The sequence below is a fragment of the Halomonas sp. M1 genome, from assembly GCF_029581375.1.
In the GTDB taxonomy this organism is placed as follows: domain Bacteria; phylum Pseudomonadota; class Gammaproteobacteria; order Pseudomonadales; family Halomonadaceae; genus Vreelandella.
This window is the reverse complement of sequence record NZ_CP121119.1, coordinates 1,915,172-1,929,030: the sequence shown is the minus strand read 5'-3', so window position 1 is coordinate 1,929,030 and position 13,859 is coordinate 1,915,172. Positions and strand designations below refer to the sequence as shown.

Below are 13,859 nucleotides of genomic sequence, written 5' to 3'. Positions count from 1 at the left end.
TCCTTGTCTCATGCGTGAGGGAGAATTGTCGCACGAAAAACCTGAGGGGCGTCTGCCTAGCGAATCCCTGCTCTTAAGAACGACTGCACGAACTGGCGCTGAAAGAGTAGAAAAGCGATGAGCAACGGGGCGATGCTTAACAGCGTGGCGGCGCTAACGGTGGCCCAGTTAACGCCGGTTTCGGGCGCTGAGAAAACCCCTAAGCCTACCGTTAACGGACGACTCTCTACCGAATTGGTGACCACCAGTGGCCATAGAAAGTTATTCCAGTGATGGCTGATCGAGACAAGCCCGTAAGCAAGGTAGGTGGGTTTGGCCAGTGGGACGTACACCTTCCAGAGAATTTCTAGCCAGTTACAGCCTTCAATACGCGCAGCGTCTTCAAGCTCCCTGGGTATGGTTTTAAACGTCTGACGCAGCAGGAAAATACCGAAGGCGCTGGCCACGTAGGGCAATCCAATGCCAGTGATCGTGTTGATCAGCCCCAGCTCGCTGGCGATGCGGTAGTTCTCGACAATCAGCACTTCGGGGAACACAAACAGCTGAATTAGCACCAGCATAAACAGCACGTTTTTGCCTGGGATGGGAAAACGCGCAAAGGCAAAGGCTGCCAGGGTGCAGACTACAAACTGAGCAAAAACAACGCCGGTAACCAGGGCAAACGTGTTCAGGTAGTAGCGGGCAAAGGGCGCCTGCGCCCAAGCGTTTTTAAAGTTATCCAGCGTAAGGGGGGCAAATAAGTCGAAGCGCACCATATAGGCCGGGGGATGAAAGGCGGCCCAGAACGCATACAGTAGGGGAAATACCCAGATAATCGCCAGCAACCATGCTGCCACGGTTTCCAGCGATGGAATGGAGAGGTAACGATAGCGGGACGCATAGGTTTTTGAAGGCGATAGGGTTGAACTCATTGGTAATGGGTCCTGCGGTCTAAAATCGTGAACTTAAGCGTGGCAACGACGGCGAGTACCAGCAAAATGACCACTGTAATAGTGGCCGCCGTGGTGCGGTCAAAGAACGAAAACGCATTCTCGTAAACGTAATAAAGCAGCAGGTTGGTGGCGTTATTGGGCCCACCTTTAGTCAAAATAAACAGGTGATCGACGACCCTTACCGCATTAATCAAGGCGTTAATGAGCACGAAAAGCGTGGTGGGCATTAACAGCGGAAAGGTGACTCGCCAGAAGAAGCTCCAGCGGCTGGTGCCTTCAAGGTCGGAAGCCTCTTTAAGCTCGGGGGCAATACCCTGCAATGCCGCTAAGTAGAAAATCATAAAAAAGCCGGCTTCTTTCCATACCGACATCACAATCACTGACCCCAGCGCCATGCTGGGATCGCCAAGCCAGTTAACCCCAGAAAACCCTAATGCGCCGAGCAGTTTATTAAATAAGCCAATCTGCGGGGCGTAGAAGAACATCCAGATATTGGCAGCGGCGATCATGGGCAGGATGGTGGGCGTAAAGTACGCCATACGCACAAAGCCGCGCCCCGGAAGTTTACCGTTAACGAACAGCGCCATGCCCAATGCCAGTGCAATAGAGGTAGGAATCGTACCCACGGCATAAATTAAGTTGTTGCGTGCTACCTTCCAAAACGTGGGGTCATCAAACAACACCTGATAGTTTTCGAGCCCTACAAATTCGGCGGGCGCACCGCGAAAGCTGGGCAAAAACAGACTATTGATAACGGTTGTGATCGTAGGCAGGTAGGCGAACGTGGTTAACAGCACTGCGGCAGGCAGTAACAGTAGGGCGCCATATAACTGCATTCGCCGATAAGAGGTTAAGTTCATAGGGATGTACCGCAGGAGAAAAAGCCGGGGCGTACCCCGGCGAGCATGGCAATCGGGCAAGTGTTACAGCGCTAGCGCACTTAGCGTGCGTAGCGACGTAACGCACTTTCTGCTTCTTGCTGCGCTTGTCTTAGCGCTTCTTCCGGCGACCTCTGGCCGGTTAGTGCGGCTTGCACAGCGTTGTCCAAAGCGCGACGTACACGACCGCCTTGGTAGGTGGAAAGCTCCGCAGTACCGTGTTCAAGCTGGTCACGGGCTACCGCCGCAGGCGCGAACGCTTCCACATAGCTTTGCAGCGCGTCGGTCTCATAAGCGGCAGGGCTAACGCCCATATAGCCCGTCTCAATGGACCATGCAGCGGCGCGCTCGGGGTCTGTCATCCAGCGAATAAAGGTCATTGCCGCGCGCTGTTCTTCTTCGGTCGCGTCTTCAAAAATATAGAAGTTGCCGCCGCCGGTGGGGCTGCCCCTCTGGGTATTCATTGGCAGCATGGCAACACCGAAGTCAAACGTCGCTTCGTTACGTACGGCGGTTAGGTTGCCCGTGGTATGCCACATCATGGCGGTAGACGCTTCAAGGAAGTTCTGGCGCAAGGTGCCCCACTCAATGGTGCCGTCGGGCATGGCATTGTGCTCAGTGGATAGCGAAACCCAGTACTCAAGCGCTTCAATGGCCGCCGGATCGTCAAAGTAGACCTCGGTGCCATCTTCGCTCATTAGACGATGGCCGTTTTGAAAGGCGAAGGCCTGAAACATCCAATAGGGGTAGCCAGTGGAAGGTACCATCACGCCCCACTGATCGCCGCCGGAGGCTTCACGCACGGTAGCGGCCATGTCGGCCATCTCTTCCCAGTTCTCGGGAGGCATATCGGGGTCTAGGCCCGCGGCTTCAAAGGCGTCTTTGTTCCAGAACAGCACGATGGTAGAGCGCTGGAAGGGGATGCCGTAGGTTTTGCCATCTAACTGGCCGTTTTCCATCAAGCCAGGATAAAAACTATCTAGCCATTCGCGCTCTTCGTCAGTTTCGATTAAGTCGTCGAAAGCGACGATGGCATTTTGCTCAATTAGCTCGTAAAGGTCGATGGAGAACAGCACCGATAGTTGCGGTGCATCACCGGCCTCAATGGCCGACATTGCCCGTACGCGGGTGTCGTCGTAGTTACCGGCGTAAATCGCTTCCACATTAATCTCAGGGTGTTCGCTCTCAAACTCAGCGACCAAGTTGTCGATGACATCCGTGAGTGCACCGCCCACCGAGACGGGATAGTACATGGTGAGATCAATGCTATCGGCGTTTACCTGAGCGGCGCTTAATAAGCCCGCTGCCAAAGCAGTCATTGCAAAAGGGGTACGCAAACGCATAAGAGACTCCGCAAGTGTCAGTACTGAACCAGGTTTAGCGATCAGTGTTGGAAAGAGCCCACTGCCGGTGGGCGAGGAACAGCTCGAGAGGCGTTGGGTAAAGCGTGTGGGGTTATGTCATCTCGGCGCAGGCCGTCACTGCCAAACAGGTGAGCGTGTTGGCTTGCCCAGCGAAGGCGACAGGGCTGACCCGCTAGCGCGTGTTTACCGCTCATGCGAACCCTCACGGTATGACTGCCAACGGTGACATGGGCAATCGTATCGGCACCCAGGTACTCATCGCTGACAACTATGGCGGGTACACCTGTGGTTGACGTGGTGCTTAGCTCAATATCTTCCGGGCGGACACCCAAGTGACCACCTGCCGCTTCCATTGGGGCTACTGGCGTGCTGGGTTCGCCTTCGATCACAGCACCATTCTCGCCTACCACCAGTGGCAGCAGGTTCATGGCGGGGCTGCCAATAAAGCTTGCCGCAAAGGCACTGGCGGGGCGGTTATAGAGCTCGTCAGGCGAGTCATCCTGAACGATTTTGCCGTGCTGCATTAAAATAACGCGATCGCCCATGCTCATGGCCTCGACTTGATCGTGAGTAACGTAGATAACCGTCATGTTCAGGCGGCTTTGCAGCGCTTTGATTTCCCGGCGCATATCGCTGCGCAGACGGGCGTCAAGGTTGGAGAGTGGCTCATCCATCAAGCAGATCGGGTGTTCAGAAATAACCGAGCGCGCTAACGCAACGCGCTGGCGCTGTCCGCCGGAAAGTTGGGCGGGTTTGCGGTTCAGGTAGTCGGTTAAATCGACCAGCTCGGCAACGTTCGCCAGTCGCTGGCGCTGTTCATCTTTGGGCACTTTGCGGCTACGCAAACCAAACACGATATTGTCGGCCACGCTTAAATGCGGAAACAGCGCGTAGGATTGAAACACCATGCTGAGCCCACGATCACCGGGCGGTAGGCGCGTAACGTCGCGTTCACCAATGTGAATGCGGCCGTCGCTGGCTTCTTCCAAGCCTGCGATCATGCGTAGCGTGGTGGATTTACCGCAGCCTGAAGGGCCCAGCAGAATCACAAATTGCCCGGGGGTGACGTCGAAGGAAATGTTATCGACAGCGGCGGTTGCGCCCCAGCGCTTGCTGACGCTTTCCAAGCGGATTCGCGATTGATTTGACATGGCACACCCATCACCGGCTGTTAGCTGTAATGGGTAAATCTTGTTATGAAGATGTTGCCGTTGTGTGACGCTTGTGTGGCAGGTGTATTACGTGAGCGGCATTAAGCAAAAACTCACTTGGTAATTTTGATGCCGTAGTGCTGCAGCCGCCGCACTACGCTGGATTGGCTAATGCCAAGCCGCTTCGCAATGGCGTAGGTGCTGGGGAGTGTGTTGCTGAGTTCTTCAAGGGTTTCCCGTTCCAGTCGAGCAAGATATTGCTTAAGCGTTTCGTGGGGTTCAAGTGTAACTGCCTGTGCGGGTGAGGCGTTCGGTAAATTGACGGGGAGCTGCTCGGCGTGAGGGAGCACGGCGGGCTCCTCGATCTGGTCGGTGGGGCTTGAGAGCCAGGCTCTTTCTAACCAGTTTTCCAGCTCGCGGACGTTACCCGGCCATTCGCTGCCCATCAGCGTCGACCAAACGCGGGTATCAAGAATTTTTCGTCGGCCATAGCGCTGGTTGAGCCGATTTAAAGACGCTTCAACTAGATCAGGGATATCCTCTCGGCGGTCACGTAGTGGTGGCAGGGTGACCGGGATGACATTAAGTCGGTAGTAAAGATCCAGACGAAACAGCCCGGCTTCTACCTGTTTTGCCAAGTCTTGGTTGGTGGCCACTACCAAACGAAAGTTGACCTTGCGAGCACGGGTATCACCCAATCGGGTTAAGCTGCCGTCTTGAATCACTTTAAGCAGCTTGGTTTGCATCAACAGCGGCAGTTCACCAATTTCATCCAGAAACAGCGTACCGCCTTCGGCCTGCTCTAAAAGGCCCGCTTTTCCCTGCCGCGCAGCCCCGCTGAAGGCGCCGGGTTGATAGCCAAACATCTCCGACTCAAACAAGTTTTCAGGTATCGCTGCACAATTAACGTCAATAAAGGGGCCATCACAGCGCTGGCTCCAGCGGTGTAGCTGCTTGGCGAACGCCGTTTTACCTACGCCGGATTCACCCAGCATCAGCACATTAGCATCTGATGGGGCGACCCGCTTAAGCAGTAGCGCTATTTCGCGCATTACGCTGCTGCGCACCTGCAAATTGTCTAAGGCGTCATCCAACGCCTGCTCCTCGGCATCTGGGGCTGCCTGGCTGCGTTTTAAGTGTTCACTAAAGCGTTTTTGCAGCAGCGCGTATTCGTCCTGCAATAACTGCAGGTCGGTTAAATCCCGCGAGCGGCTAATAATGCGTTCCAGCTTGCCATCGACGAACACAGGGTAGGCTTCGGCAATGACTCGGCGACCTGTACCGGTTATCTGCATAAGCTGTGCAGGCTTGCGGGTGCGCATCACTTCCAGGGTAATAGACGGTTTAAGCACGCCGGCAGCTTGTAGCTGATGAACACTGCTGGAGAGAAGCTCTTCCCGAGAAACGCCGTAAACCGCTTCAGCGCCTGGACTAATATCGACTATTTGCCCATCGCCACTGACGATAAAGAAGTGGTCGTTGGCGGTTTCCACGATGGTTTGCAGTACGCGCTTGTCTATTTCACTCATGTTGTTGCTCAACTCTCTCGTTCTATCTCACTCATTTAGTGCCACTCACGTGAATCCAATGATGTCGGCTCTTTCTTTGAGTCATTTTTGAATCATCGATGCATGAGTGAATTAAATGAGCGCTCATTCGATTCATTTTTGCATCAATTGGCTGGTAATCCTACCTGTTTAGGGCATCTACGACTTGGCATGGTCTGTGCAATGTTTAAAAGAGATAGCTAAGGCAGCGTCTTAGTAAAGATGCGTCAACCACGCTAAAGCGTTACAACAAATCCAAGGAGATGTTTATGTCGGAGTTTAATCAGCCCCTAGGTGGCAACACCATGCCACGCTTTGCAGGCCCCGCCACTATGATGCGCCTGCCTACCCAAGCCACTGCCGAGGGCTTAGACGCTGCGTTTATTGGCATCCCCATGGATATCGGCACTTCCAACCGCCCGGGTACACGCCTTGGCCCGCGTCAGATTCGCGATGAGTCGCGTATGCTGCGCCCCTACAATATGGCAACCCGCGCCGCGCCATTTGAAAGCCTACAAGTGGCGGATATCGGTGACGTGCCTATCAATACCTTCCACCTGCCGAAAAGCGTCGACATCATCACCGCCTTCTACGATGACGTGCTTAAGCACAACTGCATTCCGCTAACGCTGGGCGGTGAACATACGCTGACGCTGCCGATTCTGCGAGCCATAGCCAAAAAGCACGGCCCGGTGGGACTGATTCATATTGATGCCCACGCCGATGTTAACGAGCACATGTTCGGCGAGCCGATTGCCCACGGCACGCCATTTCGTCGCGCTCAAGAAGAGGGCTTGTTAGCCCACGGTAAGGTGGTGCAAATCGGTCTGCGCGGCACTGGCTATGCCGCTGAAGATTTTGACTGGTGCCGCGATCAAGGCTTTCGCGTCGTGCCCGCCGAGGAGTGCTGGTACCGCTCGCTAGCGCCATTGATGCAGGAAGTGCGTGAGCAGATGGGCGATATTCCGGTGTATATCAGTTTCGACATTGATGGTTTGGATCCTTCCGTTGCACCAGGCACCGGCACCGTTGAAATGGGTGGCCTGACGTCTGCTCAAGGATTGGAGATTGTGCGTGGTGCCGCTGGCCTCAATATCGTCGGCTGTGATCTGGTAGAAGTGTCACCTCCCTATGACCCCAGCGGTAACACCGCCCTAATGGGCGCCACGCTGCTGTATGAAATGCTTTGCGTACTGCCGGGCGTTAAGCGTAGCGATTAATGCTAACCGAATAGCTAACTCATCAATAGCTAACAAATAAAAAAAGCGCCGACCTAACAACGCCGCCAGCCCACCTCCAATAATCACTTCCAATGGGTGACCCCTATGTCGTATAGCAATGATAAAGCGGAGCAGCCGTCCCCCTCGGCACCGATACCCCGCGCGCATTTACTGAAGTTTCTGATTCCTTCATTGATTGGGGTGCTGCTGTTTCTAATCCCCTTTCAAGTGGGTGACTCCATTAATATTGGCATGGGCCTGATGGCCGATGGCCTGCAAACCCTGCTGGGCTCGGCGCTGCCTGCCATTGCCGTGGTGATACTCTGCTTGTCCGTCGTGGTAACGCTGTACGCCAAAATCGCCCAGCCTGCCTGGATAAAAAGTGGCCCCTTTCACGATATGTTTGATGTAGGGGCTATTTGGGTGGTGATGCGCGTACTAGGCGCCATTTTTGTCCTGATGACCTATTTCCAGTTTGGGCCAGAGTTCGTCACTGCTTCCTTTACCGGTGGCGTGATGCTCAACGATTTGGCGCCGGTGCTGCTGACGTTCTTCTTTTTTGCGGCGGTGCTGCTGCCGTTTTTGGTCGAGTTCGGCTTTATGGAGTTTATCGGCACCATGGTGCGTAAACCGTTTCGGGTGATTTTTAATCTACCTGGGCGTAGTGCTATCGATGCCACGGCTTCGTGGATGGGCTCGGGTACCGTAGGTGTTTTGATTACGGCACAGCAGTACGAGCAAGGCTATTACAATGGCCGCGAAGCGTCGGTGATTGCCACGAACTTTTCGGTTGCCTCCATCGCTTTCAGCCTGTTGGTGATCAACTTTGTGGGTATTAACCACCTTTTTGTGCAGTTCTACTTTACGGTGGTGGTGTCCGGGCTGATCGCCGCGGTCATCGTGTCACGAATTCCGCCGCTATCGCGCAAAACCAACGACTACCATGAGCCGGTTGGCTGTCAGTTAAGCGAAGAGCGTCACGACAATGTAGGCCTGTTCCGCTACAGCCTTTTGCAAGCCACCCGCCGGGCAGGCAGTGCGCCGGGGCCACGGGAGCTAGCCCGCCTAGCGCTACTCAATGTCATTGATATCTTCCTCACGCTGCTGCCGCTGGTCTTTGCAATCGGCACTGTTGCGCTGATTTTGGCCGAATTTACGCCGCTGTTTACCTGGCTCTCTTACCCGATGGTGCCGGTGCTGGAGCTGCTGCGTATTCCTGAAGCTCAGGCGGCGGCCCCTGCTACGCTGGTAGGGTTTGCCGATATGTTCTTACCGGCGGTGTTGGCGACCAACATTGAAAGCGAGCTGACCCGTTTCGTGATTGCTTGTCTTTCCATGACGCAGTTGGTGTATATGTCTGAAATTGGCGCGCTGCTGCTCAAGTCGAAAATTCCCATCAAGTTCTGGGAACTGGCGGTCGTTTTCCTACTGCGGACTGCCATTACGCTGCCGATCATTGCCTTTATGGCCCACACGTTTTTCTTCTAAGGGGCCTGCAATGAACGCTAATGCCAAGAACTCTGATGCAACGAACGCTGATGCAAAGAAAAATCGTGCAACCATGACCTGTGCTGAGCTACTGATTCGCCTGCTGCGCGATACTTACGGGGTGCGTACCCTGTTCGGCATCCCCGGCGTGCACACGGTGGAACTGTATCGCGGCTTGGAAGGTGGCGATGTGAGGCACATCACCCCGCGTCATGAGCAAGGAGCGGGGTTTATGGCGGACGGTTATGCCCGCGCCAGCGGCCTGCCGGGGGTGTGCCTGATTATCACCGGGCCGGGGATGACCAATATTGCCACCGCCATGGGCCAAGCCCTGGCGGACTCTATCCCCATGCTGGTGATCTCCAGCGTGAACCGCCGTGACACCCTGGGCTTAGGCCAGGGGCGGCTGCATGAATTGCCCAGCCAGCAGCAGATGATCAGCGGTGTGGCGCGGTTTAGCCACACGCTGCTGGATGCCAATACGCTACCTGACGTGCTGGCCCGCGCCTTTGCTATCTTCAATGGCGCGCGCCCAGGCCCGGTGCATATCGAAATTCCTATCGACCTGTTCAATGCGCCAGTCCACCTTCCGACTAGCTGGCACGCGCCAACGCTATACCGGGCAGCGCCTGACCCAGAAGGGCTTGCCGAAGCCGCTCGCTTGTTGCACGCAGCGAAGCAGCCTTTAGTGCTGTTAGGCGGTGGCTGTGTTTCAGCGCCAGCGGCAGCGCGGGCATTGATAGACAAACTCGATGCCCCGACGGTCACCACCATTAATGCCAAAGGGCTGCTAGGCCGCGACCATCCGCTGGACTTGGGGGCTAATGCGGCACTGCCCGCGGTACGTGAACTGGCGGCCAACGCCGATGTGATTCTGGCCATAGGCACCGAGCTAGGTGAAACCGATTACGACGTAGTGTTTGATGATGGCTTTCACCTCAACGGCGCGCTGATTCGTATTGATCTCGACCCTGAGCAATTGGTGCGCAACCAGCGTACAACGCTTGGCTTAGTGGGCGATGCTGGGCGTAGCCTGGAACTGTTGCTAGCTCACTTCCCTGACTCATTGAAGCGGAACGGCGTTGAGCGAACTGCCGCGGCTTTGCGCCGGTTGAATCTGGCAAACGACCCTGCCTTTAGCGACTTCGTACCGCTTTATAAAACCCTGGCTGATCATCTACCTGAGGCAGTTTTGGTGGGCGATTCCACTGCACCGGTGTATGCCGGTAACCACGTGGTTAGCCAGCCAGCACCAAGACGCTACTTCAATGCATCTACTGGCTACGGCACCTTGGGTTATGGGCTACCGGCGGCGCTGGGCGCACAGTTGGCGCAGCCGGATCTGCCGGTGGTGGCACTGGTGGGTGATGGCGGCGTGATGTTTACGCTTTCGGAAATGGCAACGGCCGTAGAAGAGCGCCTGCCCGTGGTGATTGTGCTATGGCACAACGCTGGTCACGAAGAGATTCGTCGCTATATGGATGCCAACGGCGTGGCCCGCTTGGGCGTGGATATTCAAGCGCCCAACTTCCTCACCCTGGCCGAAGGCTTTGGTTGCCCCGGCGTACGGGTAGAAAGCCCCGCTGAACTTGCCAAGGCGCTCGCCAACCGCGAAACCAACGGGCCGTTAATGATCGAAATTGACGCCGCGGCCTGGCAAAAAAGCCTGCTAAAACCAGGAGATAATAATGAAGAATAATAGCGTGTTGGGCCAAGATACCCTCTCAGCGGATAGCGTTGAGCACAGCCTGGGACTACCGGGAACCTTTGCCCTGTGGCTGGGGGCTAATGTGGTGGTTACTACCATTCTCACCGGCATGTTTTTGGTGCCCGACCTAACTTTCCAGCATGCCATGCTGCTGATTGTCCTGGGCTCAGCGATTGGCATTATTCCTTTGGTGTTAATCGGTGTAATGGGGCAGCAAACTGGCATGACGACCATGGTGCTGGCGCGGGGCACGTTTGGCCGCAAAGGCGCTAATTTCCCCGCCTGGGTTAATTTGCTAGCGCTCATTGCGTGGAGCTGGATTCAAGCGCTCTTAGCAGGCATGAGTCTGGATTACGCGGTTGAAAGTCTCACCGGTTACTCCAATGTGGCGCTGTTTACGGTGCTGTGTGAGTCGCTGGTCGTATTGATCGCCTTACGCGGTCATTTAGGCATCGAGAAGGTAGAGAAAATAGCGGCGGTTCTGATGGTGGGGCTGTCGGCCGTAGTGCTTTTTGCGCTGAGTCGTCACTATGATTTACCCAGCATTACTCAGATTCCGCCCGAAGGCGTGCTAGGCGGTGGCGTGGTGTTCGACATTGTGGTGGCGACCGCTTTTTCTTGGATACCATTAGCCGCGGATTACAACCGTCACTGCCGCTCGCTGAAAGCTGCCGTTGTGGGCACGTGGGGTGGTTACGTTACTGCCACGTTAATTGCGATGGGGTTGGGGGCCACGGTGTCGGCACTCTCAATTACGGTGGGCATGGAGCAAACCTATGACCCAACCGCGCTGCTCAGTGGTTTTGGTTTCGGCCTGCCCGCCGCCTTGGTGATTTTCTTTTCGGTACTGACCACCAACGTCATGTGTGTCTACAGCGCAACGCTTTCATTTATGAGCGTGCGGCCTAAAGTACCGTTTTGGAAACCGGCATTAATCATTGGCGTGGTCTCTGTAGTAGGCGCGCTGATCCCCGGTATTCTTGACCAGTTCCAGACCTTTCTATTAATTATTGGCAGCGTATTTATTCCGGCCTTTTCCCTGATGATCGTGGATTACTACCTGCTGGGTCGCCAGCGCTATACCTCGGCACAGTTAATCCAAGCTGAACATAGCCTACCTGCTTTCAACTGGCTGGCATTGGGTAGCTACGCGTTAGGCGCTCTGTTGGCTTATTACTGGAACTGGGTCGCACCGCTGGACTTTGGCGCTTCGCTGCCGGTTTTCGTGATTACGGGGGCGCTCTATTTTGTAGTTAGTAAGGTTGCTTTCGCGAAGCGGGTAGCCGTATGAGCCTTCAGCGCATCAATGAACAGCAGTGGTACCGTACCGCCCCCAAGGCGGACGGTATCACCCTGATCGATGAACCGTGGATCAAGCCGTTTTATCGCTGCAATATCTGGCATGTCCAAGGCAGTAAATGTGGCATGGTCGTAGACTTTGGCCTGGGGGCCGTGCCGCTGCGTCAACACGTGGCGCTGCTTAGCGAGCGTGATCTTTTGGCGGTAGCGAGCCATACGCACTTTGATCATATCGGCGCAGCCCACGAGTTTGGCTGCTGTCATGTACATGCCGACGAGGCAGAGATTCTTGCCTCACCCGACAACGCGCGCACCCTGGCAGAGCAGTTTCTTAGCGACGATATGTTTGAGGCGCTACCCGCGAAGCCGTACTCCCACGCGGGCTACCGCATTACGGCGCCGCAAATGGTATCCCCGTTAGAGGATGGCGAAATGCTGGATTTAGGCAATCGTCAGTGGGAGGTGATTCACACGCCGGGGCACTCCCCTGGGGGTATCGCCTTGTGGGAAGCAGCAACCCAAACGCTGATTTCAGGTGATCTGATTTACGATGGCCCGTTAATCGAAGACCTCTGGCACAGCAATCTCGCTGACTACGCTGCCAGCATGCGCAGGCTGCGTAAGCTGCCCGTTCGCACCGTGCACGGCGGCCATTTTCCCAGCTTTAGCGGCCAGCACCTAACCCAACTTATCGATGATTGGCTTCGCCAACACGACCTTTAAAGGAGCCACGGCAATGCCCATAACCTCCCAGACCGATTACCCTTCGGTGGTTGACCACCAATTCATCAACAACCAGTGGGTGCCCTCGGCGGGCACCCGCCTGCTTGACGTGATGAACCCCTATCGCGAAGTGCGGATTGCCCAGGTGACCGCCGGGGATGCGGCGGATGTCGACGCCGCGGTAAACGCCGCCCAGCAGGCGCAGCCCGCTTGGCAAGCGCTGGGCGGAGCCGCACGGGCAACATACCTTGAGGGGTTTGCCGATGCACTGGAGGCCCGCCGTGACTCGATTATCACGCTTTCCGCGACCAACAACGGTAAGCCGCTCGCAGAAGCGGAGATCGATCTCGACGACGCGATTGCTTGCTATCGTTACTACGCCGGGCAGGCCAAGGCGCTAGATGCCCGCCAGGGCGAGTTAGTCAGCGTAGACATGGAGGGCGTTGAGGCGCGCACGTATCACGACCCCGTTGGCGTCGTGGGGATGATCGCGCCGTGGAATTTCCCGCTGGTGACCAGCGCCTGGAAGCTGGCGCCTGCGTTGGCGGCCGGCTGTACCGCGGTGCTCAAACCGTCGGAAGTGACGCCGCTCCCCGAGCGGGTGCTGGCAGAGATAGCCCTGGAAATTGGCCTGCCCGCAGGTGTGCTCAACCTGCTGAATGGCGACGGTGAAGGCATCGGCGCACCGCTTACTCAGCATCCTGGTGTTGATAAAATCTCCTTTACCGGCAGTAATCGAGTAGGCGAAGCGGTCATGCAAGCCGCCGCCGCTCGCACCGCCAGCGTCTCTCTAGAGCTAGGTGGAAAATCCCCCATTCTGGTAATGGAAGATGCCGACCCTGCCCAAGCCGCTGACTGGGTAATGGCGGGTATTTACTTCAATGCTGGACAAATCTGCTCTGCGACCTCGCGGTTGTTGGTACACGAAGACGTAGCAGAAGCACTCTATACCGCTCTTGCCGAGCGGATGGATGCGCTCACGCTAGGCGACCCGCTTGCTGAAGGCACCGACTTAGGGCCTTTGACCAGCGCCAAGCAGCGTGATGCCGTGCAGCGCTATTTGGATATTGCCGAACAGGAGGGGCTTTCAGTCGTGCGCGACGGCAAACACCGCACGCTGCCCGCTCAAGGCTACTTCCTCGCGCCCACGCTTTACCGTGACGTGCCGGTCGAGAGCCGTTTATGGCAGGAAGAAATTTTTGGCCCGGTGCTCTGCGGTCGCAGCGTGGCAAGCGAAGCCGAGGCTGTCCAGCTTGCCAACGACAGTGCCTATGGCTTGGCGGCAACGGTCATTAGCGGTGACCCTGAGCGGGCAAAGCGTATTGGCCGCCAGCTTAAGGCGGGCAGCATTTGGTATAACAGTGAGCAGCTAGTGCTACCCGAAACCGGCTGGGGTGGCTTCAAGCGCAGCGGTATTGGTCGTGAGCTTGGCCCCTGGGGGCTGAGCGCTTACCTGGAAGTGAAGCATATCGTAGGGCCTGCATAAGGCGAACGCGTCAAATCAGTGGGCTTTATCCTCCTGTAGAGGTTGAGATAAAGCCTGTCTCAA

At 56.0% G+C, this 13,859-nt stretch carries 11 protein-coding genes; 6 read left to right on the top strand and 5 right to left on the bottom strand.

The features are described from left to right. Window positions 1–56 precede the first annotated feature (56 nt). The 5 genes from P8S54_RS08790 to P8S54_RS08770 all read right to left on the bottom strand — a co-directional run bounded on the left by P8S54_RS08790 (window position 57) and on the right by P8S54_RS08770 (window position 5,854). Window positions 57–911 (bottom strand): carbohydrate ABC transporter permease, encoded by an 855-nt coding sequence (locus P8S54_RS08790; protein ID WP_009101387.1) that lies wholly within the window; start codon window positions 909–911, stop codon window positions 57–59. Then, window positions 908–1,792, bottom strand: coding sequence for a sugar ABC transporter permease (locus P8S54_RS08785; RefSeq protein ID WP_281441417.1), 885 nt, complete (start codon window positions 1,790–1,792; stop codon window positions 908–910). The genes P8S54_RS08790 and P8S54_RS08785 overlap by 4 nt, the downstream gene beginning before the upstream one ends. A gap of 80 nt (window positions 1,793–1,872) precedes the next feature. Continuing rightward, window positions 1,873–3,153, bottom strand: coding sequence for an ABC transporter substrate-binding protein (locus tag P8S54_RS08780; RefSeq protein WP_281441416.1), 1,281 nt, complete (start codon window positions 3,151–3,153; stop codon window positions 1,873–1,875). A gap of 41 nt (window positions 3,154–3,194) precedes the next feature. After that, the gene (locus tag P8S54_RS08775) at window positions 3,195–4,325 is read right to left on the bottom strand and encodes an ABC transporter ATP-binding protein (RefSeq protein ID WP_281441415.1); all 1,131 of its coding nucleotides are present in this window, start codon (window positions 4,323–4,325) and stop codon (window positions 3,195–3,197) included. Window positions 4,326–4,438: 113 nt separating this feature from the next. Then, window positions 4,439–5,854, bottom strand: coding sequence for a sigma 54-interacting transcriptional regulator (locus P8S54_RS08770; protein ID WP_281441414.1), 1,416 nt, complete (start codon window positions 5,852–5,854; stop codon window positions 4,439–4,441). Window positions 5,855–6,141: 287 nt separating this feature from the next. Here P8S54_RS08770 and speB point away from each other — a divergent pair, with 287 nt between their 5' ends. The 6 genes from speB to P8S54_RS08740 all read left to right on the top strand — a co-directional run bounded on the left by speB (window position 6,142) and on the right by P8S54_RS08740 (window position 13,796). Then, a complete protein-coding gene (gene speB / locus P8S54_RS08765) occupies window positions 6,142–7,092 on the top strand; it encodes an agmatinase (protein ID WP_281441413.1) in 951 nt (316 codons plus the stop codon). Window positions 7,093–7,197: 105 nt separating this feature from the next. Continuing rightward, window positions 7,198–8,580 carry a YjiH family protein gene (locus P8S54_RS08760; protein ID WP_281441412.1) on the top strand — a complete coding sequence of 461 codons (1,383 nt, stop codon included), beginning with the start codon at window positions 7,198–7,200 and terminating at the stop codon, window positions 8,578–8,580. A gap of 73 nt (window positions 8,581–8,653) precedes the next feature. Next, the gene (locus tag P8S54_RS08755; protein WP_281444083.1) at window positions 8,654–10,279 is read left to right on the top strand and encodes a 5-guanidino-2-oxopentanoate decarboxylase; all 1,626 of its coding nucleotides are present in this window, start codon (window positions 8,654–8,656) and stop codon (window positions 10,277–10,279) included. Further along, window positions 10,269–11,579: a cytosine permease gene (locus P8S54_RS08750; protein ID WP_281441411.1), complete on the top strand. Its 1,311-nt coding sequence runs from the start codon at window positions 10,269–10,271 to the stop codon at window positions 11,577–11,579. Before P8S54_RS08755 ends, P8S54_RS08750 begins: the two co-directional genes overlap by 11 nt. Beyond that, a complete protein-coding gene (locus P8S54_RS08745; protein ID WP_281441410.1) occupies window positions 11,576–12,310 on the top strand; it encodes an MBL fold metallo-hydrolase in 735 nt (244 codons plus the stop codon). Before P8S54_RS08750 ends, P8S54_RS08745 begins: the two co-directional genes overlap by 4 nt. Before the next feature lie 13 nt (window positions 12,311–12,323). Further along, window positions 12,324–13,796 carry an aldehyde dehydrogenase family protein gene (locus P8S54_RS08740; protein WP_281441409.1) on the top strand — a complete coding sequence of 491 codons (1,473 nt, stop codon included), beginning with the start codon at window positions 12,324–12,326 and terminating at the stop codon, window positions 13,794–13,796. Window positions 13,797–13,859: the final 63 nt, after the last annotated feature.